Genomic DNA, 23,308 nt, shown 5'->3' on the forward strand with positions numbered 1-23,308 from the left:
GCAATCAGCGCCGGCAAGGATTGGCTCTTCCCGCGGGCAGGAAAAGCCCGCGCAGCCCTCCCTACGGCTCGGTTTAATCCGAGGCTTCGTCAATCCGAGGCTTCGGCGCCGGTGCGCTCGACGGCCACCACGCGGCCGCGATCCACCGCCAAGGCCAGTTGGCCGGCTTTCAGGGCCAGGGCACGGTTGCCGAACAATTCGCGGCGCCATCCGCTCATGGCCGGCACATCGGCCTCGTCGCTCACCGCGATGCGCTCCAGATCGTCCGTCGTGGCGATCACCTTGGCCGCCACCGCATGCTGCTCGGCGGTCATGCGCAGCAGCACTTTCAGCAGTTCCACCGTCGCCGAGGCGCCGTTCGGCAAGGGCTTGTCGCGTTCGATGCGCGGCAGAGTCTTCGGATCGCGGGCGAGCCCTTTGCGAACGGCCTCCAGGACGGCCTCCCCATAGCGCGAGCGCTCGAACCCCTTGGGCAGGGAGCGCAATTCCGCCAGCTTCTCCGGCGTCTGCGGCTGCTGAAGGGCGATCTCGCCGATCACATCGTCCTTGATGATGCGGCCGCGCGGCTGGTCGCGGGCCTGCGCCTCGCGCTCGCGCCACGCCGCCAGTTCCACCAGCACCGCCAGCTCACGCGGTTTGCGCACGCGGGATTTCAGGCGCTCCCACGCATTCTCCGGCTCCTGGCGATAGGTGGCCGGCGAGGTGAGCACCTTCATCTCCTCGCCCACCCATTCGCTGCGCCCGCGCGCCCGAAGGTCTTCCAGGAGCTTGAGATAGATATCGCGCAGATGGGTGACATCGGCGATCGCATAGACCAATTGCGCCTGGCTGAGGGGGCGGCGCGACCAGTCCGTGAAGCGCGAGGATTTGTCGATGGCGTGGCCGCACAGGCGCTGCACCAGCTGGTCGTAGGAAATGCTGTCGCCATAGCCGAGCACCATGGCCGCCACCTGGGTGTCGAACACCGGATGGGGAATGATGCCGGCGAGGTGCCAGACGATTTCGATATCCTGGCGCCCGGCGTGAAACACCTTCATCACCCGCTCGTTCGCCATCAGCGCGAAGAAAGGCGACAGGTCGATGCCATCGGCAAGGGCGTCGATGATGATGGCCTCGTCCGGCGTGGCAGCCTGGATGACGCACAATTTCGGCCAGAACGTCGTCTCGCGCAGAAACTCTGTGTCGACGGTGACGAAATCGTGGCGGGCCAGGCGCTCACAGGCCGCTGCGAGCGCCTCGGTGGAGGTGATCGGATCCATGTGACAAACCATAACGGAAGGCATGTGGGCGGCGAAAGACCCTCGCGCGCATAGAGGTCAAACCTTTGCCTCTTTTGCCAAGCGCATGGCGTCTTCCGGCGTGCCCGGATGGCCCAGAAAATAGCCCTGAACATAGGTGCAGCGTTCTGCCCGCAGGATTTCCAGCTGCTCCGCCCGCTCCACGCCCTCCACGATGGTGGAGACGGAGATCGCGTCCGCCAAACCCTGCATGGCGCGGATAATGGGCAGGGAATGGGTATCGTGACCCAATCCGTTGACGAAGGTCCGGTCGATTTTGATTCGATCAATGGGCAGCGTGCGCAGATAGCCGAGCGAGGAATAGCCGGTGCCGAAATCGTCGATGGCGACGCGGATGCCGCGGCTGCGGAAGTTCTGGAGGATCTCCCGTACGGTCGCGCCCTCCTGGAGCAGGGTGGTCTCCGTGAGCTCAAGTTCCAGCCGGCGCGGAGCGAGGCCGGAGCGCCGCAGGGCGCCGTTCACCTGCGCCTCCACCTCCCCGGTGCGGAACTGGATCGGCGAGAGATTGACCGAAACGGTCAGCGGCGCCGGCCACGTGGCGGCCACGAGGCAGGCTTGTTCGAGCACCCAGGCGCCGATGGGCACGATGAGGCCGGTATCCTCCGCCGCGGGAATGAAGGTGGCGGGCGCGACGATGCCCCGACTCGGATGGCGCCAGCGCAACAGCGCCTCGAACCCGGCGAGGGCGCCGCTCTGGCAGGCGAAGATGGGCTGGTAGCACAGGAAGAACTGCTGCTCGCGCCAAGCTTCGTCCAGATCGAGCTGAAGCGTGCGCCGGGCGACGGCGGCGTGCTCCATCTGTCGCTCGAACAGGCGGCAGAGGCCACGGCCGTCGTTCTTGGCGCGATAGAGCGCGAGATCCGCGTTTTTCAGCAATTCCACACCCAGGCGCGCATCCTGCGGCGCCAGCGCGATGCCGATGCTGCCGCCGGCGATGACCCGGTGGTGGTTCAGCGTGAATGGCTCACGGATGGCGGAAATGATCTGCTCAGCGAGGGCGCGCGCATCGACCGCCCCGCCGCCCCGCTGGAGGATGCCGAACTCGTCGCCGCCGATCCGGGCCAGCATGTCGCCGGGCCCGAGATAGTCTTCCATCCGCCGGGCGACCGCGCATAGCAGATCGTCGCCGATGGCATGGCCGAGCGTGTCGTTGACGGATTTGAAATAGTCGAGGTCAAGGAACAGCAGGGCAAAGCTCTGGGTGTCCATGTCCTCAGCGAGGAGCGCGTCGAGCTGCTCGAGAAAATGCAGGCGGTTCGGCAGCGCGGTCAATTCGTCCTGGCGCGCGGTGCGATAGGCGTTCTGGGCGAATTCCTGCTGCGCCCGCAGATGGCGCACAGCCGTGATGACGGCCACCGTGATGGCGAGGCAGATCAGCCCCGACGCCACCAGGATCGGCAAGATCTGCGCCCGCACCGAGCGTGAGACGTCATCGGAGGTGTCGCTCACCATGATGGACAACGGGAAATGCGCCAGGTTCTGGAACGCCGACAGCCGCTCCTGCCGATCCACCAGACCCGGCGGGATCAGCCGCTCCTGCGCACCCGCCGCATTCGCGGTGGCGATCAGGTGGCGCATCAGCGCGCGCTGCGCTGTCGGTTCGATGGTGTCCGCCACGGGCGGATAACTGGCGAGCACCACGCCATCCTGCCGGCACAGGGCGATGAAGCCGCCGGACCCCAGATCGATGCCACCGTAAAATTTCTCGAAATAGCTTTGCCGCATGGCGGCGAGGATCAGGCCGAGAAAGCTGCCGTCCGGTGCTGAGAAGCGATGGGCGAGATAAATGGTCGGCGTTCCCGTGCCCCGGTTCAGCACCGGGGCGCTGACGAACTGGGTGCTGGCAAGACCGGTGGTGAGGGCGTTGAAATAATCGCGATCCGACACATTCACATCGGGAATGGGCCAATAGCGCGAGAAGTTCAGCAACTTGCCCTTGGTACCGATGATGGTGATGGCATCGATCTGCGGCAAGCCGTGGACGCGCTGCCGGATGATCTCGTGCATTTCATAGGTGGAGGCGGCGCGTACGAGGCTGTCCGGGTCGGTTGCCCCGAGCACATTCAGGCGCTCGATCAAACTGCGCTGGATCTGTTCGGCGCCTTGGAAGGCGCGGTCGGTCTGCTCCGACAGGGTAAGGGCGAGGTTCTCCAACTCGCGATGGCGATCGCCGAGCGCGCGGTCCCGCAGATAGACAGTCAGCAGGATGGTTGCGACAAGGACGGTGACGATAAACGCGCCGCCCAATCCCACTGCCCAGCGTGCGGCATCCCACGAGCGCACGCGTTCCGTCGTGCCGTTCGGGGTTGCTACCTTTGGTAAACTGACGGTTGCTTCCATCATGTCTCAATCGCGACGCATTGCACGCCACATTTCACGTTATACGCGTTGGTTGGGCACCAACAGGGGCTGCATATGGTGCGCAGCAGCAAATCCCCTTGAGGCCGGGCCGGATTTCGAGGCAGCCTTGACAAGCAGGGGCGCCCATGCACCTTCCGGCGGCCTGCTTCGCCCGTCCTTTGCGGCAGCGCGTTTGTCCCCAGGTTGTCCGAAAGGCCGCTCGTCATGTCCCCCGCCATGCATCGCTACCGCACGCACACCTGCGGCGCGCTCACCGACGCCCTGGTGGGCGAAAGCGTCCGGCTGTCCGGCTGGTGTCACCGCATCCGTGACCATGGCGGCGTGCTTTTCATTGATCTGCGAGACCATTACGGCCTGACCCAGGTGGTGATCGACCCCGACAGCCCGGCCTTCCAGGCGGCGGAAAAGGTGCGTGCGGAATGGGTTGTGCGCATCGACGGCAAGGTGCGCCTGCGTCCCGACGGTACCGAGAATGCGGACCTGCCCACCGGCAAGGTGGAAGTCTATGCGGTGGCGCTGGAAGTGCTGGGCGCCGCGGCGGAACTGCCGCTGCCGGTGTTCGGCGACCAGGATTACCCGGAAGACATTCGACTAAAGTATCGCTTCCTCGATTTGCGGCGCGAAAAACTTCACAATAATATTATGCTGCGTGGTCGCGTCATTGATGGTTTGCGCCAGCGGATGAAGCAGGGCGGCTTCTTTGAATTCCAGACGCCGATCCTCACCGCCTCCTCGCCCGAGGGCGCGCGCGATTTCCTTGTGCCGTCGCGCATCCACCCTGGCAAGTTCTACGCGCTGCCCCAGGCGCCGCAGCAGTACAAGCAGCTGATCATGATGAGCGGCTTCGACCGCTATTTCCAGATCGCGCCCTGCTTCCGCGACGAGGACCCGCGCGCCGACCGCCTGCCGGGCGAGTTCTACCAGCTCGACCTGGAAATGAGCTTCATCGAGCAGGAAGACGTGTTCGCGGCCATGGAGCCCGTGATCACCAGCGTGTTCGAGGAGTTCGGCGGCGGCAAGCCCGTAACCAAGGTCTGGCCGCGCATTCCTTATGCCGAGGCCCTGCGCAAATACGGCTCCGACAAGCCGGACCTTCGCAATCCGCTGGTGATGCAGGATGTCTCCGAGCATTTCCGCGGCTCGAACTTCAAGGTGTTCGCGCGCATGCTCGAAGACCCGAAGAACCAGGTGTGGGCGATCCCTGGCCCCACCGGCGGCAGCCGCGCCTTCTGCGACCGCATGAACTCGTGGGCGCAGGGCGAGGGCCAGCCGGGGCTCGGCTATATCATGTGGCGTGAGGGCGGGGAGGGCGCCGGCCCGCTCGCCAACAATATCGGCCCGGAGCGCACCGAGGCGATCCGCCAGGCCCTCGGCCTCAAGGCGGGCGATGCCGCTTTCTTCGTCGCCGGCGACCCCTCCAAATTCTACAAGTTCGCCGGCCTTGCCCGCACCAAGGTGGGCGAGGAACTGAACCTCGTGGATACCGAGCGGTTCGAGCTGGCCTGGATCGTCGATTTCCCGTTCTACGAATGGTCCGACGAGGAGAAGAAGGTCGACTTCTCCCACAACCCCTTCTCCATGCCCCAGGGCGGCCTCGAGGCGCTCCAGGGTCAGGACCCGCTGACCATCAAGGCGTTCCAGTACGACATCGCCTGCAACGGCTATGAAATCGCCTCCGGCGGCATCCGCAACCATCGCCCCGAGGCGATGCTGAAGGCGTTCGAGATCGCCGGCTATGACGAGGCAACGGTGGTGGAGCGGTTCGGCGGCATGTACCGCGCGTTCCAATATGGCGCGCCGCCCCATGGCGGCATGGCGGCGGGCATCGACCGTATCGTGATGCTGCTGTGCGGCGCCTCGAACCTGCGCGAGATTTCGCTGTTCCCCATGAACCAGCGCGCCGAAGACCTGCTCATGGGCTCGCCCGCCGAGGTGACGCCCAAGCAGCTGAAGGAATTGCACATCCGCCTCAACCTGCCGCAGAAATAAGCGCAGCTGACAGGCGCCGAAACGAAGCGAACGCCCTCCGCGCGGAGGGCGTTCGTGTTTCAGGGGCCGGCGACGAGGTCCAGCGAGAGCTGGCGCGCCGTGGCAAGGGGGTCGTCGTCCTGGACGAGATCCACCAGCTTCACATCGCCCGTGGGGGTCAGCGTGAGGGTGAGCGTTTTCGGCGTCTTGAGGAATTGCACCAGCGCCGCGCCGATGCGCTCGGCATTGGGAAAGTCGGCGCTGAGGTCGTGCGCCTGCTCCTGCACCGCCGTGATCAATGCGGCGCGCATCTGCTCGATATCGCCATTGGTCAGATCGACATAGGCGCGCAACGCGAGTTCGGCCGCTCCGAGATTGACGAGCACGAGCTTCACCGGGCCGAGCGCCGCCTGGTCCATGGCGCCGAGGGCAGTGGTGCCGTTTTCAAAGGCGGTCGGAGGGATATGGGTGAGCCGGGCGTCGAGCGACAGGCTGAAGGCGTCGTCCACCTGTGCGCTCGCGGGGCCGATCACGATCGCCTGCGTGCCCTGATCATAGCCCATGTCGAGCTTGAAGCTCAGCGACGCGCTGGTCATGCCGGCCGCGACCAGAAGGTTGAACGGGGCTCCGTCGGCTTCCGTGATCGGACCGGTGATTTCCCGCGCCTGCAGTTTGAAGCGGGTCGGGAGGGCGCCGATGAACTGGTCCCAGGAGACGGCGAAGCGGCCGACGGAAAAAGTGCCGCCCAGCTCCGGCTGCGGCACCGTGAGATCCGCGAACTCGAACCCGTCCAGGACGTGGAACAGGGCCAACACCGAGTCAGCCGAGGGATCGGTGCCTTCGCTCGCGGTCTTCGGCGCCAGATCCATCATGGCCACGAGCGAAAGGCCGTTCAATGTGGCGTTGCCGAGGGCGATCACGGAGGCATCCGCGCCATGATTGATGAGGCCGTCAATCCGCATGCGCTCGAGCTTGCCGGCGGCGTAGCCGGTCATCGTGAGATTGGCGAGTTCCAGCTTGCCGCTGGCTGCGGAAAGGGATGCGTTGCTCATGGAGATGCTGGAGAAGCCGACGCCCTTGAGCACATCGGACGTGAGCGCGATCAGCCGCGCCGATTCTTCCGTCGAGAGGGGATGGCCGGGCTGCGACAGCGCGCTCAGCGCGTCGATCTGGGCAAGGTTGAGCAGGCCTGGATCAAGGGCGACGCCCTCGGCGAGGAGGTTGCTCACCATCAATGTGGCGCCGCCGTCCTGGGTCAGCGAATAACTGCCCGCGGACGCGCGGCCATAGAGCGGCATATAGCCGGAGGGCGCCGGCTGGCCCTGGGGCTGAGTCTGCGTCAGCGCCAGCAGCGGCGCGGTGTCGACGGCGGTGATTTCTATCTGCTCCAGCGTACCGACGAAGCCCTGCGAAGCGCTCTGGGATCCGCTCTGCCCGTGCACCCCGATGCGGTCGAGGCTGACATGCGCGATGCGGCCCTGGCCGATGTTCTCGGCGAGGAAAGCGCCATAATCCACATTGAGGCTCCGCGCGTCGGTTCCGGGCGTCCGCGGCGTCGCAGCCACGGCGGCGAACTGGACCCGTGCCGTGGCGTGCGGCAGGCGGATGCGATCGGCGCGCATGGCGGCGAAATGCTGGAGCGTGGCGCGCAGCGTCGCCGCGCTCGTGGCGGCGACCGGCGGCAGGATGAAGGCGGCCGGGCCGGAATAGCCGGCGATCTCAACCAAAGGGGTCTCATAGGTGGTCTCGCCGTCCGCGCTCCTGGTGTGCACCTGCACGCCGTGCAGCGTCACCGAATCGGCGGTGATACGTGCGCCGGAGGGCGGGGCGAGGCCGTCGGCGGTCAGGCGGGCGATTTTGACGGTGCTGCTGCCGTCGGCGGCGGTAATGGTGATGTCGGCGACGCTCAAGGCCCGGTTCGGCAAGTCAAACGCGATCTCGCCATGGCTGGCCTGCGTACCGGAGTCCCGCAGGCTGGCGAAAATCTTCTCAACTTCCCCGCGTGCCTTTTCCTTGCTCCAGACGCTCAATCCGAAATAGCCGCCAACCCCGAGAACGACCAGCGCCAAGGCGGCCAGGAGGGCCTTTTTCATGGGTGCACCCTTTTCAGTCTGCGGTTGCGGCCAGATCGGCGCGGCGACTTCGTGCGCTGCCGAAAAAGGTAGCGCTTACCCGTGACATCCCTGCTGCCGAGGGCTACCGTGCCGCCGGTTTTGAAACAAGCTATGTTTAAGAAGGGTCGGGAAGGGAATGGCGTCTAACATCTCAGATGATCTGCGCTCGGGAGCTCTGATTTATCATCGCCTGCCCCGGCCCGGAAAACTCGAAATCCAGGCCACCAAGCCCTTGGGCAACCAGCGCGATCTCGCGCTTGCCTATTCGCCTGGCGTCGCCGCCGCGTGCATGGCCATCAAGGCCGATCCGCTTCAGGCCGCCGAGCTGACCATCCGCCAGAATCTGGTGGGCGTGGTGTCGAACGGCACCGCCGTGCTCGGGCTCGGCAATATCGGCCCGCTGGCGTCCAAGCCGGTGATGGAAGGCAAGGCGGTTCTGTTCAAGAAGTTCGCCGGCATCGATGTGTTCGACATCGAAATCGCCGCGAACGAGGTGGACCATATCGTCGAGACCGTGGCGGCCCTGGAGCCGACCTTCGGCGGCATCAACCTTGAGGACATCAAGGCGCCGGAATGCTTCGAGGTCGAAAAGCGCCTGCGTGAGCGCATGAAGATCCCGGTCTTCCATGACGACCAGCACGGCACGGCCATCATCGTCGGCGCGGCGGTGCGCAACGCCTTGGAAATCGGCAATCGGAAGATCGAGGATCTCAAGATCGTCGCCTCGGGTGCCGGCGCGGCCGCGCTCGCCTGCCTCAACCTGCTGGTGACGCTCGGCGCCAAGCGCGAGAACATCTGGGTTTGCGATATCGAGGGCGTGGTCTATGAAGGCCGCGAGACCCTCATGGATCCCTATAAGGCGATCTATGCGCAGAAGACCGACGCCCGCTCCCTCGGCGAGGTCATCGACGGGGCGCATATCTTCCTCGGCCTGTCCGCCGGCGGCGTGATGACCCAGGACATGGTCAAGCGCATGGCGGATCGCCCGCTGATCCTCGCGCTTGCCAATCCCAACCCGGAAATCATGCCGGAAGAGGCGCGCACCGCTCGCCCCGATGCCATGATCTGCACCGGCCGGTCGGACTTCCCGAACCAGGTCAACAACGTCCTGTGCTTCCCCTACATCTTCCGCGGCGCGCTCGATGTCGGCGCCACCGACATCAACGCGGAAATGAAGATGGCGGCGGTGGAAGCCATCGCGGCGCTCGCCCGCGAGACGCCGTCCGACGTGGTGGCCCGCGCCTATGGCGGGGAAACCCGCTCGTTCGGGCCGGATTCGATCATTCCCTCGCCGTTCGATCCCCGCCTCATCCTGCGCATTGCGCCGGCGGTGGCGCGCGCGGCCATGGAAACCGGCATCGCCACCCGGCCGATCACCGACTTCGAGCTTTATGCGGACAAGCTGGATCAGTTCGTGTTCCGCTCCGGCTTCATCATGCGCCCGCTGTTCACCCGCGCGAAGCTGGACAAGAAGCGCGTGATCTATGCCGAGGGCGAGGATGAACGCGTGCTGCGCGCCGCGCAGGCGGTGGTGGAGGAAGGCATCGCCCGGCCGATCCTGGTGGCGCGGCCGAGCGTGCTCGAAACCCGTCTTCAGCGCTTCGGCCTGTCGATCCGTCCGGGCACCGATTTCGACCTGATCAATCCCGAGGATGATCCGCGCTATCGCGACTATGTGCGCACCTATGTGGAGATCGCCGGCCGCAAGGGCGTGACTCCCGATGCCGCCCGCACCCTGGTGCGGACCGACAATACGGTGATCGCCGCGCTCGCCGTGCAGCGGGGCGAGGCGGATGCCATGCTCTGCGGCATCGAGGGCCGCTTCAATCGCCGGCTGCGCCATGTGCGGGACATCATCGGCCTCGCGCCGGGCGTGCAGGAACTTGCCGCGCTCTCGCTGCTGATCACGCCCAAGGGCAATTTCTTCATCTGCGACACGCAGATCCAGAATGAGCCGACGGCCGCCGATCTCGCGGAAATGACCATTCTCGCCGCCGCCCACGTGCGGCGCTTCGGCCTTGAGCCGCGCATCGCGCTGCTGTCCCATTCCAATTTCGGTTCGCACGAAACCTCATGCGCCAAGCGCGTGCGCGGTGCGCTGCAACTGATCCTGCAACGGGACCCCTCGCTGGAAGTGGATGGCGAGATGCAGGCCGATGCGGCGCTGCTGGAGGATGTGCGCGAGCACGTGTTCCCCGGTTCGCGCCTCTCGGGCGCCGCCAACGTGCTGGTGATGCCCGATCTCGACGCAGCCGATATCGCCTACAACATGATCAAGGTGCTGGGCGATGCGCTGCCCGTGGGGCCGATCCTGATGGGCACCGCCAAGCCGGCGCACATCCTCGGCCCGTCGGTGACGGCCCGCGGCATCGTCAACATGACCGCCGTGGCGGTGGTGGAAGCCCAGGGCGCGCTGTGATGCTGGCGGCCTCGGTGTTCAGCCGAGGCCGCGGCATCGTTCGCGCGCAAGAGGCACGCTCGAAAGCGTGAAGGCCGCAAGGGCCGACCGACTGGGGGATGCGTGCGGATCGGATCGCTCTGCGAGTGGCGGAAAAGCAAACGGCCCGGCATTGCCGGGCCGTTTGCTTTTCAACGATGACGGGCTCGTATGGTCACCGTGTTTGTATGGTCACCAAGTTTGGGAGCTCACCATGTGTAGCGCAATCCGAGCGAGACGGCCTGGGCGGTCACATTGTCGCTGAGCTGGAGCTCGTATTGCGCAGACACCCGCAGATTGTCGTTCTGCTGGGCGGACAGACCGGCCGCAAGGACACCGATATTGTGCCCGATCCCCGTGCCCGTCACTGTGAACGGGGCGGCCGGAGCGCCGATGAGACCGGCTGTCGTCGCCACGTCGGTGTCGCCGAAATTGTAATAATAGCGCGCGCTGAGCTCGGGGCTGAGGGTGAAGGTCCCGGCATTGTACAGCGTGGAGAGCCGAGCGCCGACCGACGGCATGATGAGATCGAGGGTCTGCGATCCCACAATCAACCCGGCTGAGCCGGCGGTGGTTTCTGTGAAGGCACCGCGCGTGAGGTGATACCAGTCGAAGCCCAAGCTGGGCTCGAAGGAGCCGGTGCCGAAAGCATAGACCCCGCCCGCCTTCGCCGAGAGTGATACATCATTGCCGTCCGACGAGCCGGTCGCCAGCCGCGAAAGGGTGCCGAAGGCGAGCAACCGGTTGGTGGAATAGTCCGCATAGGCATAGGCGAGCGTTGCGTCGAGGAAGAGATTGCCCTGCTGCAGCGAGCCATAGGCGGAAATCTGGTAGGTGTCGGCGCTGGCGTCGCCCGAATTGACGCCCTCGGTGCTGAAATTGCCATAGGCGAAGCTGACGCCGGCAAGTCCGGTGTCAAAGCTCTTATCGACGCCGATCAGCACGCCGACACCGGTCATGTCATAGCTGCCCGCGCCCGCGACATTGGCCGGGCCACCCAGCACCCGCGCCCATGCCGACACGCCGTTCGGTTCGCGATCTCCTCCGCCCGCTGTGCCACTTCCCGTCTGGTTCATCGCATATGAGGCGTCCGCCAGGGCACCGCCAAGGCCTGAATTGTCGGCGCCGACGGAGAATGCGCTTGTGCCGGCGGCTACGGTGCCGATGTCGCGTCCGGCCCTGCGGGCGGACATGCGATCCTCCAATGCGCGGGTGAACTGGCCGCGTTGGATGGCGCTCGACGTGAGAAGATTGCCGATGGAGACGCCCGACAGCTGATCCAGGGCATTGGCACCGGCGGCATTGGTGCCCGAGGTATCCAGGCCGTAAAAGACGTTGTCGAGGTCACCCTGGCTGACGGAAAGATAAGAGGCGTTGAGATGGGCGGCCACCGCGCGCTGGTTGGCGCTTACGGCCGGCGCGGCGAAGTTACGGGCGAAGGTGACCGCGACCGTGCCAGCCCCATAGTGCAGCGTTTCGGAGAGGAAGGGCGAGAGGTCGACGACCTCGTCATAGGCACCCGCCACTGTGCCGGTGGAGGTCGCAAAGGCGAGCGTCTGGGTGGTGAGCTTGTCGGTGGGATCGGTGACGATGCTGATGGCGCCATCCATGGTGAAATTGCCGGTCACCACGAGCTGGTCGCCACGACTCGCATCCACTTCCAGGCTGTAGATGCTGCTGTCGGTCAGGGTCAGGTCGCCGTCGATGGTGAGGGTACCGATGGAATTGCCCGGCGCGATGAGGCCTGCGGCAAGGATACCGCCGCCCTCGTTCTTCCGGCCGGTGATGATGGTGCCCGAACCACCCAGCACGGTGCCGCTTTGGGTCTCTATCCGATAGCTGATGTAAGGATTGGTGGTATTGACCTTCAGCGTCCCGCCGGCGAGTGAGGTGAGCTGACGCCCCACACCCTTCACGGCCTCGGTCATGCCGTCGGCAGAGGTGGCCATGGTCGAGCGGATATCCAGCACGCCGGCCCCGGTCTTGGTGAGGTTGCCGTCGCCGGAGAGCGTGTTGCCCGTAAGGGTCAGGGTCACATTGCGATCGGCGTCAAATGTGCCGCCGGCACCGGTGATGGTTACATTGCGCTGCATCGCGAAGCTATCGCTCGCGGAGATCGCGCCACCGCGCAAGGTCAGCAGTCCGGACCGGGCGCCGAGATTGGCGTCGGAGGAGACGCGCACGGTGCCCGCGTCGATACGCGTGCCGCCAGCATAGGTATTGGCACCGGCCAGGGTGAGGGTCGCTTCGCCCTGCTTGATGATCGATCCTGCACCGCCGATGGTGCCGGCAAAGGTGCGCGGACGCAGTTCAATATTTGCCACATAGGGCAGGGCGATGGTAACGGGCGCGCCGTATTCCAGCCAGTCCGTGTTCTGGGCGTACTGGGCAATCATTTCGTGGGCTTTTGTCGTGGGATGAAACTGATCCCAAAACAGATAGTCTCCGACGTTCGCAGCCGAGCATGCGCCTGCATATGCTCCGGTGTCCGCATCAATGCAATTGTCTTTGGAGTTCTTAAAGCCATAGGCGGTCGGGTTGACCTGGACTTCCGCAAGAAAAGCTGCCGCATCCACAACGACTATGCGCGCGCTATTGTGGTTCGCCTGCGAAAATTCGTCGCCGAGTTTGTAGAGTTCAGATTTCAGGCTTCGATTTGTGTCCTTGACCGCATCGCTTAATTCCCGCCGGACGTTTGCTTCCAAGGACGAAAGTTTAGGCGTCGTGCTGACGTCAGCAACCGTCCACACGTAATATGTGGCTCCACTTTGAGCGATATCTTTGCGGTCATCCATACTTTTCTGGATACTGCGCAATGCCACCGGAACGTTCTTTAAAATCGCGTTCTTTTCGGTGTTGAGATCATCTTTGTATCCAATTAAATTTTGAAAGCTTCCGTCTTCAATATATTGTCTGAAATTATTTCCTCCAATCGTAAGCGTAATCAGAGGCTTGGATCCGTAATCCGTTGCGGGATTATTGGGAGAAAAATAAAACGTTGTGTTTCCGAATAGTCCGAGGCCTCTTGAGACAACAAGTTTTCCACCAGCTTTGTCTTTAAAATTAGTTACTTGTTCTTCAAGATGGCGAATTATAACCAGGCGCTTATCATAATAATTGCCGGTTACCGCTCCGCCCCAGGCCAGATTTCGATCTTTGTTGTATTGAATATTATTCAATTTTGACAAATATTCGACCCATACTTCGCCATTAGAGAAATGGTTATTGTAGTAAAGGGGTCCTTTTGGATAGGGTGAAACCAATAGACCGCCGGTCCGCCCCACGTCGGTCAGGCTATCACCCAGGCTCCAAAGGCTGGTGTATTTCGGCGGCGCGGTTTGCGCGAGGGCTGTGCTGGAAAGCAAGGCAAGCGAAACGGCCGCAAGAAATGAGCGCATGGACCCCCCCAAGAAAATAGAATCCTGCCCGGCCGGTGGCCGGGGCTGAATGAAACAATGTCTAGGTTTGCAGAGGCGCTTGCGTTCTGAATTTGGTCGGTAGGCTGTGCGCGGGCTCCAAAATCTGAACACTATAACATCAGTGTGAGCCCGTTTCCCGGCTATAGTGCCGGTATACCTCCTTAGGTAAAGGGAGATAATGACAGTCGTGTGAATTTATTCGAAAGTGAGGCGTGACTATCGCAATAGTGGAAAGATCAGGAAAGAATAGGTTCAGCCGTCCCAGCGGCGCGGGCGATAGAAGGTGTGCACGCCAATCCGGTCCAGCTTGCGCATTTCGCGCACCCAACTCGGCCGCACCCAATAGGCGTGATAGTGGGTCGCTCGGCCGACGCTTGAAAGCCAGAGCTTGCCGTCCAGCATGTCGGAGGCGATCTGCTTGGCCTGCACCCACATGTCGGGCTCGCGGATCACGTCCTTCACATCGTCGCAGGCGAAGGTGAACTGGCAGGCGAGATGGCGGTGGGCGTTCTGATAGACAGTCTTACAGACGTCGTTGGGATAATAGCCCGAGAACACCCGGTTCATCACCACCTGGGCGACCGCGATCTGCCCGCGCTTGGGTTCGCCCCGGCTCTCGAAATAGATGGCTTCGGCCAGGCACTTTTCCGCCCGTGCGCGGGCCGGGCCGGCGAGGGCGAGGCGGGTCGCCGGGCTGGCGTCGCCGCTCATGAGGCCGCTGGCCTCTTCTTCTTCCTGCGGGGGAACCGGCGGCATCGGCGGCAGGGCCGAAGCGCTCGGCGGCAGCGCAGCATATTCGAAGGGAAGCGGGGGAAAGAGCGCGCCGCTCTGCCCGAACACTACCCGGATGTCGTGCACGATCGGCGTGTCCTGGGATGTCCGCATGCCTTGCGCCGTGCCCTCGCTGGCATCGAGCGAGAGGCCGGCTGCATCGGGGGCTTCCAGCTCGGCGTCGTCCTGTGCGCTGCCGGGCGGCGGCGGTTCGCCGAAGATCAGCGCCTGCGGCGGCTCGCTGGTGGTGTCGAACGCGCTCATGTCGGGGCCGAAGGTGGAGGGGACGTCCTCTTCGGCGGCGATGCTTTCCTCGTCCATCCCCGGCAAGGTCAGCACCTGGTCGAGCGCGAGTTCGAGATAGGCGCCGTCGGCATTGGGCGAGGGGCCGAACACCGCTGGGGCCTCCGCGTCCTGGTCCCGCTCCGAGAGCAGGACAGCGGGATCGCTGGGCGGAAGCGCGCCGCCCAGCACCAGCGGCGGGGGATAGGCATAGGTGCTGTCGGCATTCGCGGGGACCGAGGCGGTGGAGGCTGCCGCGACCCGCACGCTCGCCTGCGGGGTGGCCGGGTCCGGCGCGGAGGGGGCGAGCAGGGGTTCCCATTCCAGCGTCGCAACGCGCAGCGCCCGCACCGGCGCGGAGAGCAGGCCGCCCTGGGCGCGCTCGGCCGCCGCGCGGGACAGGAAGATGTCGGACGGCAGCATCTGCGGGCGCGCGGCCGTTGCGACAAGGCATCCGGCCAGAGCCAGAATGCACGCCGGCAGGCGCACGCCGAAATACCGAACCATGGGATTGCCCTCACAGGAAGTCAGCGAACGAACGCCGACGCCTGGAGAGAAAAATCACTTATCAACCTTACGAGCGGGTTAAGCGCGCCGCAAATGCCGCCTCGCGGCTGAACGGGCCGCTCGCCGCAACCGCCATTTTGCGGGAAAGGGCGAGCCCTTCGGTGCCGAATCGCAGGCGAATGGCCTCCTCCACCCAGCGCTGTTCCTGCTCCGCCCGCTGCGCCGCGAGTCGCCCGTCCAGCGCGAGATGGGCCTGATGGGCGGCAAGCGCCGCGTCGAACGCCTCCAGCCCTTCTCCGCTGGCGGCGGAGAGCCGAATTACCGGCACCGTCCATTGCGTCGGCAAGCCGCCCAGCGAGAGCGCGCCGCTGACATCGGCCGCCGCGCGCCGGGCGATATCGGCCATGTCGCCCTTGGTGACGACGATGATGTCGGGCAATTCCATCACCCCCGCCTTCATGAACTGGAGGCTGTCGCCCGAGGCCGGCTGGATGCACAGGACCACGCTATCCGCCACGAGCCCGATATCGGCCTCCGACTGGCCGACGCCCACGGTCTCGACGATCACGAGATCGAACACGGCGCGCATCAGCACGACGGCGGCCACCGCATCGTCCGACAGTCCGCCGAGCCGATCGCGCGCCGCCATGGAGCGCACGAATACGCCGCGATCCTCCGGGTCGGTCTGGATGCGCGCCCGATCCCCCAGCAACGCGCCGCCCGTGCGGCGCGAGGACGGATCCACCGCCAGCACCGCCACCGTGCGGCCCGCCGCGCGGGCCCGGCGCACGAGCGCGTTGGTGAGGGTGGATTTGCCAACGCCGGGCGGCCCGGTCAGGCCGAGGACGAGCGCCTTCGGCTCGCGGGCGGCGCGGTCCAGCAAAGCCACCAGGGACGGTTTGCCGCGCGCGGTTTCCACCGCCGCGAGCGCCATCGCCATCGCCCGCTTTCCACCGGCGCGCAGGGTGTCCAATTCGGGAATCTGGGGAATATGGGCAGACATGACGGGAAGTCTAAAGCATGCTTCCGGCCGGCAGAAACCTGGGGGCAAAATAAAAAGGCGCCGGCTTGCGCCGACGCCTTTCCACTGATCGGACACGTGCGGGGGAACGACCCGATCAATAGCTCTGTCACCGCCCAGGCAGGAGACATGCACCGGCAAACCCAGGGCCTGTCCCGCCCAATTGTCATGCAACGCACGGCTGCAACAAGTGGCAGGATTTGTTGAGTCTAACATACCAAGCTCAACATGAACGAGAGATGAGCAGGCTGCTCAGATCGAGTTCATTAGAGGTATTTTTGTAGCGATTAAGAGCTCTGTCCGACATTCGCCGCCCCGCACCTTGCTTCACCCCCTTGTTTTCATTCAAGGACAGGAGCGCTTCCTCCCTCTTCGGAACCAGAGGGGGCGGCGCCGCGCGTTCGCTTCTCTTCGCAGGATGGTCCGGATGCCCTTACAATCGCAGCGGGTATTAAACGTAATTGATCTGTTGAAATTATTCGGCGTTTTCCTGCGCCTCGGCCTGACCTGCTTTGGCGGCCCGATTGCCCATCTCGGCTATTTCCGCGCGGAATTCGTGGTGCGCCGCGCCTGGCTCACCGACAGCGCTTATGCCGATCTCGTCGCGCTCTGCCAGTTCCTGCCCGGTCCCGCCTCGAGCCAAGTCAGCATGGCGGTGGGGCTGATGCGTGCCGGCCTGCCGGGCCTGTGCCTCGCCTTCATCGGATTCACCTTGCCCTCCGCCGTGCTCATGGTGACTTTCGCCCTGATGCTGGACCGGGTGGGCGGGCTCGGCGGCGCGGGCTGGGTGGCGGGCCTGAAGGCGGCGGCGGTCGCGGTCGTGTGCCATGCGGTGCTGGGCATGGCGCGCAGTCTTTGCATGGAAAAGCGCACCACCTCCATCGCCCTTTGCGCCGCCATCCTCGCGGTTTGCCTGCCGGGGAGCGGGGGGCAATTGCTGGCCATCGCGCTCGGGGCACTCGCGGGCTATGTCCTGCTCCATGCGGTGACCGGCGCGGCCGGCGATCCATTTCCCCCGCTCGGCATTTCGCGGCGTATGGCGGTCGGTGCCCTGGCGCTGTTCGCCGCCGGCCTGCTGCTCCTGCCGCTCGCCGCGCAGTTGTCGCAATCGGGCGGATGGGATCTGGCGGAGCGTTTCTTCCGCGCCGGATCGCTGGTGTTTGGCGGAGGCCACGTGGTGCTGCCGCTGCTGGACGCGGAGACCGTGGGCACCGGACTGGTGTCGAAGGACGCATTCCTCGCCGGCTATGGCGCGGCGCAGGCGATGCCGGGCCCGCTGTTCACCTTCGCCGCTTTCCTCGGCGCGGTGGCGCAGCGCCCGCCCTCGGGCATTACGGGCGCGAGCATCGCGCTGCTGGCGATCTTTGCCCCGTCCGCTTTGCTGGTGGTGGGCGCGGTGCCGTTCTGGGAGCGGCTGCGCGCCGCGCCAGCGGCCCGGCGCCTGCTGGCGGGGGTGAATGCCGCGGTGGTCGGCCTGCTGGGCGCGGCCCTGTGGACCGTGGTCCTGCCGGAGGGCGTCACCGGGCCCTATGCCTTTGCGCTGGCCGTGGCGTGCTATCTCGGGCTCGCAGTGTGGCGGATGCCGGCCTGGGCGGTGGTGGTGCTCGCCGCGGCAGCCGGTGCCCTCGTCCTGTAGGGATGCGGTCCGCGTCCGTTCCGCCGATTTCGCCGCGCGGCGCCCCTTGCGCCGAACCTCGGGCTTCGCCACCTTCATGTTTTTCCAGGACCGATCTCATGAGCGAAACCAATCCCTTCGGCGGCCGCATCACCCATCTCACACCTGCCGAGGTCAAGGCCGGCATGGAGGATGGCAGCATCCTCCTCTTGGATGTGCGCGAGCCTGACGAAATCCGCGCCGAGCGCATCCCGAATGCCGCGGTGATGCCGCTCTCCGCCTTCGATCCCTCCGCCTTGCCGGACGCGCAGGGAAAGAGAATCGTATTCTCCTGCCGCTCGGGCCAGCGGTCGCAACGCGCGGCGGCCATCGTGCAGGCGTCGGGCCTGCCGCTGGAAGAGCATATGCAGGGCGGGATTATCGGCTGGAAGCAGGCGGGCTTTCCCACTGAGCGGGGCTGAGCGAACGGCCGCGCCGGCCCTGCCTTCGGGTATCGCAGGCCGGCGCCGATGCGTCAGAAGCTACCGATCGCAGGCTGGGCGCGGGTGAACCGCAGGGAGACGCGGGCCCCCCGCGCGCGCGGCTCGAAGGTGAGGTCCGCGCCGAGCTTGTTGGACATGGCGCGCACGATGCGGTTGCCTAGACCGTTCGATTGGGCCGCGATGTCGGGCGAAATGCCCGCCCCGTCGTCCTCCACCGCGAGCAGGATCTGGTCCCCCTCGCAGCGCAGCTCCACCCGCACCGGGCCCGAGCCGCCGGGATAGGCATATTTCGAGGCGTTGATCACCAGTTCGGTCACGATCACGCCGATGGCGACCGCGCGATCGGGGTCGATCTCGATCGGGTCCGCCTTGATGGAGAGGGTGACACCGAATTCGGCGTGTTTGGCGGAAACCTGGAGATCGTCGAGGAGGGAGGACAGATATTGGTCCGCCGCGACGGTCGTGACCTGGTCCGAGGTATAGAGCCGCCGATGCACCTGGGCCACCGCCGCGACCCGCCCCCGCGCCGCGTTCAGCGCCTCCTGAACTTCCACATTCTCCGTGGCGCCGGCCTGGACATGGAGCAGCGAGACGATGATCTGCAAGGAATTGCCGACCCGGTGATTCATTTCCCGCAGCAGCAGCGCGCGTTCGGCGGCGAGCGCTTCGAACCGGTCGCGCGCGGCGCGGATTTCCGCCTCGGCCGCCTCATGCGCCTTGCGCATCTTCACCGCGTCGAGCGCGGCCGCGATGGCCGAGCGCAGCAGCTCGATGAAATCCCCCTGGATTTCCTTCACCACATAATCGGTGGCGCCCGCCTTCAGCGCGGCGACGGCGATGCGGCTCTCCTGGGTGCCGGTGACATAGACCACGGGCGGGGGATCGGGCAGCGCGCGGATCGCGGCGAGGGTTTCCAGGCCGTCCTGTCCGGGCATGTAATGGTCGAGCGCCACCACATGGATGCCGCCCTGCGCCAGCCGGGCGAGGCCATCGGTGCCCGAGGTCGCGGTCTCCACAACATAGCCGAGCCGCCCCAGCTGGCGCTGCACGAGACGGCCGAGGCCGGGATCGTCGTCGACATAGAGCACCCGCACGGCGTCCGCCTGCGCGCCGTCCACGCGCGCGCCATCGACCTGCGCGGCGGCTTCGCGCGCACGCCTTGGGACCTCGTCGGGCTGCGCCGCTTCGGGCATCACTTGGCCTTTGGCACCTGGATGACGGAAAAGAACAGGCCCAACTGACGGATCGCGTTCGCGAAATTCTCGTAATTGACCGGCTTGGTCACATAGACGTTGGCGCCGAGGTCATAGCAGCGCTGGATTTCCACCTTGTCGTCGGTGGTGGTGAGCACGACCACGGGCGACAGCCGCAGGTGCTCATTCTCCTTGATGCGCTTGAGAATATCCACCCCGGTCATGTCCGGCAGGTTGAGATCCAGCAGCACCAGCAGGGCGCGGCCGGCATTCTGGGCGGCGGTGCCGTCGGGTCCGAACAGGAAATTGACCGCGCTCGTGCCGTCGGTGAAGGGAAGAATCTCGTTCAGCACGCCGGCGCGGCGGATATTCTTCTCGATCAGACGGGCATGCCCCTCGTCATCCTCGATCATGATGATGGTGACGTGCTCAGTCATGCTTTCCCTCTTCGGCATTCTGTACCAGGCGACGCGGCAGCGTGACCTTGAAGGTCGTGCCCCGCCCGAGTTCCGAATCCATGATAATTGCTCCGCCCATTCGTCGCACCAAGGTGCGCACATGGGCAAGACCAATGCCTTCCCCCGGCCGGTCCTGAGGACCTGAGCGGCGGAACAATTCAAACACTCGGACCTTGTCGCGCGGATCGATGCCGCGCCCGTTGTCGCTCACCAGATAGGTGATGTATCCGGGGGTCTCGCTGGCGGAAATCTCGATGCGGCCCGGCACGCCGGCGCGCAGATACTTCACTGCATTGTCGATCAGATTGGCGAAAATCTGCTCCAGCGCCAGGCGGTCGCTGACGATCGGCGGCAGCGGGCCGACCTTGAGGGTCGCGTCGCGCTCCAGCAATTGGTGCGCCATGGTGGCGCCGATAGTCTCCACCAGCGGCGCGACCTCCACGGGTACCGGATGAAACTCCGCGCGCCCCTGGCGCGACAGGTCGAGGATCGCCTTGATGAGCCGGTCCATCTTCGTGATGGACGCCTTGATGAAGCCGAACGCCTCCTCGAAATCGCGCCCCAGCTCGGCATCGCCCGCCGCGTCCGTATCATTCGCCTTTTCGCGCAAAGCGGCGAGGCGATCGAACAGGTCGGTGCGCAGGGCTTCCAGCTCGCTGGTGAAGCCCATGATGTTCACCAGCGGCGAGCGCAGATCGTGGCTGACGATATAAGCGAAGCTCTGAATCTCATTATTGGCTTCCTGGAGATCGGCGGTGCGCTCCAGCACGCGCCGTTCCAGGCTCTGGTTCGCGTTCGCCACCTGCTTGTGCGCGTCGCGCAGGGCCTCGGTGTTGCGCTGGACCAGGTGCATGGACAGGCCGGCAAGCCCGATGATCGCGACCACGCCGACGAGATTCACCAGCAGCAGCCACAGGCTGGTCTGGTTGGACGAGGTGGTGCGCTGGGCGAGCAGCCGCTCTTCCTGGTCCTTCATGGCATCGATCTGGGTGGTGATCTCGCGCATGAGGGTCTCGCCGCGATCGGTGCGCACGATCTTGAGGGCGCCCGCCACATCGCCGGACTTGAACATCTCCACGGTCTGGCGCAGTTCCGCCAGCTTCTGGGCAACGTTCGGCTCAAGCGCCCCGAGTGCCTGCTGGCGCTCGGGATTGTCCGCCGTGGTGGCGCGAGCCTGCAACAGCGTGGGCGCGACCTGCGCAAGGGTCTCCTCGAAAAATTCCAGATAGCTGGTATCGCCCGTCAAAAGATAGCCGCGCTGCGCGCTCTCCGCGCGCCGCACCATGATCTGCACCTGGGAGAGCATGTTCTCCACCCGAAGCGTATGGCTGACCTGGGCTGAATCCTCCTTCGCCCGGTTCACCAGCCAGATGGAGGCGGCGCTGATCGCGATGAGAACCACGAAGCCGAGGGCCAGAACGGCCGACTGGCTCAACCCGCGGGACCGGCGCAGAGGTTCAAGAAGAGGCAGGGACGTCAAAGACCGGGTCTCCGTGCGAATGGGCGGCCATCACACGCGCAGCGCGACGATGGAGGGGCACGCATCCTCCTGGACCGGGTGATCCAAGAATAGCGCGGCTATCCCTCTGGAAACAACGTTCGGCCAAGGAAGTTGCAGGCAGGTGGAAATAAAAGCCGAGCCACAGCTTGTAGGTTCCGCGCCGACGCGCTTGGATAAGCGCACGATCTCATTGCAAGTTGGAGTATCATGCAGCGTTCAGGAGCCGGCACCCTTCCTCAAGATGCCACCGGAGCCGCCACGCTCGGCGAGGCGGACGCTTATGTCGAAGCCCACGGGGTGCCCGACATCGTCGAAGTGCTCCTGCCGGACACCAGCGGAGTGCTGCGCGGCAAATGGCTGCCCGGCCATGCGCTGTCCAAAGTCTGGGACAGTGGGGTGCCGATTCCGCTCTCCATCTTCGGGCTGGACGTGTGGGGGTGCGAGGTCGCGGAGACCGGCATTCACCTTGAAACCGGGGACAAGGATGGGTTGTGCTGGCCCGTGCCCGGCACGCTGAAGCCGGTGCCCTGGTCGCCGCGCGCCGCCGCCCAGGTGCTCATCACCATGCATGAGCCCGACGGTACGCCCTGGATTCTCGATCCGCGCCAGCAATTGGCGAAGCTGGTGGACCGGCTCGCCGCCCTCGGCCTGACGCCGTGCGTCGCCTTCGAGCTGGAATTCTATCTGCTGAAGCCCGGCGCGGAGGGCGCCCCGCCCGAGCCGGTGTTTCCCGCCACCGGCCAGGCGCGGCAGAACATGTATGCCATGTCGGATCTCGATGCGTTCGCCCCGGTGCTGCACGACATGCGCGCGGCGGCTGAGGCGCAGGACCTGCCCACCGATACGGTGATCTCGGAAGCCGCGCCGGGCCAGTTCGAGGTCAATCTCTACCACCGCGCCGACGCGCTCAAGGCGGCGGATGATGCCATCCTGCTGCGCCGTGCCATCGAGGGCGTGGCCCGCAAGCACGGGCTGCGCGCCACCTTCATGGCCAAGCCGCTCGCCGATTTCGCCGGCAACGGCATGCATGTGCATGTGAGCCTGCAGGATCGCGACGGCCGCAACGTGTTCGCCCGCGAAGGCGGGGAGGGGGACGCCCTGCTGCGGCACGGCGCCGGCGGGCTGCTCTCCACCATGGCGGACGCGACGCTGCTGTTCGTGCCGAGCTATAACGGCTATCGCCGCCTCGTGCCGGGCTCCTACGCGCCGACCGGCATCACCTGGGGCTACGATAATCGGTCCGTGGCCGTGCGCGTGCCCAACGGCCCGCCCCAGGCGCGGCGCCTGGAGCATCGCATCGCCGGGGCCGAGGCGCATCCACATCTGGTTCTCGCGGGCATTCTTGCCGGCATCCTGGAAGGCATCGAAGCGCAGATCGAGCCGCCGGAGCCGCTCATCGGCAATGCCTATGATTATGACGTGCCGCGCCTTTCGCCTTCCATGGCGGAAGCGGTGCAGCGGTTCGCCGGCTCCGATTTCATCGCCCGCGCGTTCGGGGAGGAATATCGCCGGGTCTATGCGGTGATGAAGCAGGCCGAGCTGGACGCCTTCACGCGGGTGATCCTGCCGCTGGAATACGAGACCTATCTATAGCATCCCGGCCGCGGCGTCGGTTCGTCGCGGCCGGCGGGCCACCGCGCCTTGAGGCAGATCAAGGTGGCATGAGCCGGCGGGATTAGCGTTGCGCCCCTAACATTTGGGGGAGCAACGCCATGCCTGCCGATATCGCCATCGTCATTTCCGCCATCGTCGCCGCCTTCGTCCTGTTCGCGGCCGTGCTCGCATGGGCGGATGTCTACACCGGCAAGGCGAAGTCCTGACGGCCGGGCCGGTGCCGCGGCACCGGCGCGGGAGGTCGGCCAAGGGGCCGGCCAAGAGGTC

At 65.3% G+C, this 23,308-nt stretch carries 14 protein-coding genes; 5 read left to right on the plus strand and 9 right to left on the minus strand.

Annotation, left to right across the window (positions count from 1 at the left end; genetic code table 11):
- Positions 1-89: 89 nt before the first annotated feature.
- The gene (rnd, locus tag V5G24_RS05085) at positions 90-1,259 is read right to left on the minus strand and encodes a ribonuclease D (RefSeq protein ID WP_394080174.1); all 1,170 of its coding nucleotides are present in this window, start codon (positions 1,257-1,259) and stop codon (positions 90-92) included.
- A 57-nt stretch (positions 1,260-1,316) separates the two neighbouring features.
- Positions 1,317-3,641, minus strand: a complete 2,325-nt coding sequence (locus V5G24_RS05090) for a bifunctional diguanylate cyclase/phosphodiesterase (protein WP_394080176.1) — start codon at positions 3,639-3,641, stop codon at positions 1,317-1,319.
- A gap of 234 nt (positions 3,642-3,875) precedes the next feature.
- Here V5G24_RS05090 and aspS point away from each other — a divergent pair, with 234 nt between their 5' ends.
- Positions 3,876-5,648, plus strand: a complete 1,773-nt coding sequence (gene aspS, locus V5G24_RS05095) for an aspartate--tRNA ligase (protein WP_394080365.1) — start codon at positions 3,876-3,878, stop codon at positions 5,646-5,648.
- A gap of 59 nt (positions 5,649-5,707) precedes the next feature.
- On the opposite strand, the gene V5G24_RS05100 is transcribed toward aspS, so the two are convergent.
- Complete coding sequence (locus V5G24_RS05100) at positions 5,708-7,720, minus strand: aq_1923 C-terminal domain (protein ID WP_394080178.1); 2,013 nt, start codon at positions 7,718-7,720, stop codon at positions 5,708-5,710.
- 157 nt (positions 7,721-7,877) lie between these two features.
- Here V5G24_RS05100 and V5G24_RS05105 point away from each other — a divergent pair, with 157 nt between their 5' ends.
- The gene (locus tag V5G24_RS05105) at positions 7,878-10,160 is read left to right on the plus strand and encodes an NADP-dependent malic enzyme (RefSeq protein WP_394080180.1); all 2,283 of its coding nucleotides are present in this window, start codon (positions 7,878-7,880) and stop codon (positions 10,158-10,160) included.
- A 227-nt stretch (positions 10,161-10,387) separates the two neighbouring features.
- On the opposite strand, the gene V5G24_RS05110 is transcribed toward V5G24_RS05105, so the two are convergent.
- From V5G24_RS05110 to V5G24_RS05120, 3 genes are all read right to left on the minus strand, one after another.
- The gene (locus V5G24_RS05110) at positions 10,388-13,576 is read right to left on the minus strand and encodes an autotransporter domain-containing protein (RefSeq protein WP_394080182.1); all 3,189 of its coding nucleotides are present in this window, start codon (positions 13,574-13,576) and stop codon (positions 10,388-10,390) included.
- A gap of 273 nt (positions 13,577-13,849) precedes the next feature.
- On the minus strand, positions 13,850-15,157 hold the full coding sequence (locus tag V5G24_RS05115; RefSeq protein WP_394080184.1) for a cell wall hydrolase: 1,308 nt from the start codon (positions 15,155-15,157) through the stop codon (positions 13,850-13,852).
- Positions 15,158-15,224: 67 nt separating this feature from the next.
- Positions 15,225-16,160: an ArgK/MeaB family GTPase gene (locus V5G24_RS05120; protein ID WP_394080186.1), complete on the minus strand. Its 936-nt coding sequence runs from the start codon at positions 16,158-16,160 to the stop codon at positions 15,225-15,227.
- Positions 16,161-16,605: 445 nt separating this feature from the next.
- On the opposite strand from V5G24_RS05120, the gene chrA reads away from it, so the two are divergent.
- Both chrA and V5G24_RS05130 read left to right on the plus strand, forming a co-directional pair.
- Entirely contained in the window at positions 16,606-17,814 is a 1,209-nt protein-coding gene (gene chrA, locus V5G24_RS05125; RefSeq protein WP_394080188.1) for a chromate efflux transporter, read from the plus strand.
- A gap of 98 nt (positions 17,815-17,912) precedes the next feature.
- Positions 17,913-18,254 carry a rhodanese-like domain-containing protein gene (locus V5G24_RS05130; protein ID WP_394080190.1) on the plus strand — a complete coding sequence of 114 codons (342 nt, stop codon included), beginning with the start codon at positions 17,913-17,915 and terminating at the stop codon, positions 18,252-18,254.
- Between the two features lie 53 nt (positions 18,255-18,307).
- Here the strand turns inward: V5G24_RS05130 and V5G24_RS05135 are convergent, their stop codons facing one another.
- Genes V5G24_RS05135 through V5G24_RS05145 form a run of 3 tightly spaced genes read right to left on the minus strand, consistent with a single transcriptional unit; the run spans position 18,308 to position 21,406 of the window.
- A complete protein-coding gene (locus V5G24_RS05135; RefSeq protein ID WP_394080192.1) occupies positions 18,308-19,468 on the minus strand; it encodes a response regulator in 1,161 nt (386 codons plus the stop codon).
- On the minus strand, positions 19,468-19,905 hold the full coding sequence (locus V5G24_RS05140) for a response regulator (RefSeq protein WP_348847424.1): 438 nt from the start codon (positions 19,903-19,905) through the stop codon (positions 19,468-19,470). Before V5G24_RS05140 ends, V5G24_RS05135 begins: the two co-directional genes overlap by 1 nt.
- The gene (locus V5G24_RS05145) at positions 19,898-21,406 is read right to left on the minus strand and encodes a CHASE3 domain-containing protein (RefSeq protein ID WP_509292286.1); all 1,509 of its coding nucleotides are present in this window, start codon (positions 21,404-21,406) and stop codon (positions 19,898-19,900) included. Before V5G24_RS05145 ends, V5G24_RS05140 begins: the two co-directional genes overlap by 8 nt.
- Positions 21,407-21,634: 228 nt before the next feature.
- On the opposite strand from V5G24_RS05145, the gene V5G24_RS05150 reads away from it, so the two are divergent.
- The gene (locus V5G24_RS05150; RefSeq protein ID WP_394080197.1) at positions 21,635-23,020 is read left to right on the plus strand and encodes a glutamine synthetase family protein; all 1,386 of its coding nucleotides are present in this window, start codon (positions 21,635-21,637) and stop codon (positions 23,018-23,020) included.
- Positions 23,021-23,308: the final 288 nt, after the last annotated feature.

Origin of the sequence: Roseixanthobacter finlandensis (assembly GCF_043195105.2) — a bacterium.
Lineage (GTDB): Bacteria > Pseudomonadota > Alphaproteobacteria > Rhizobiales > Xanthobacteraceae > NCEH01.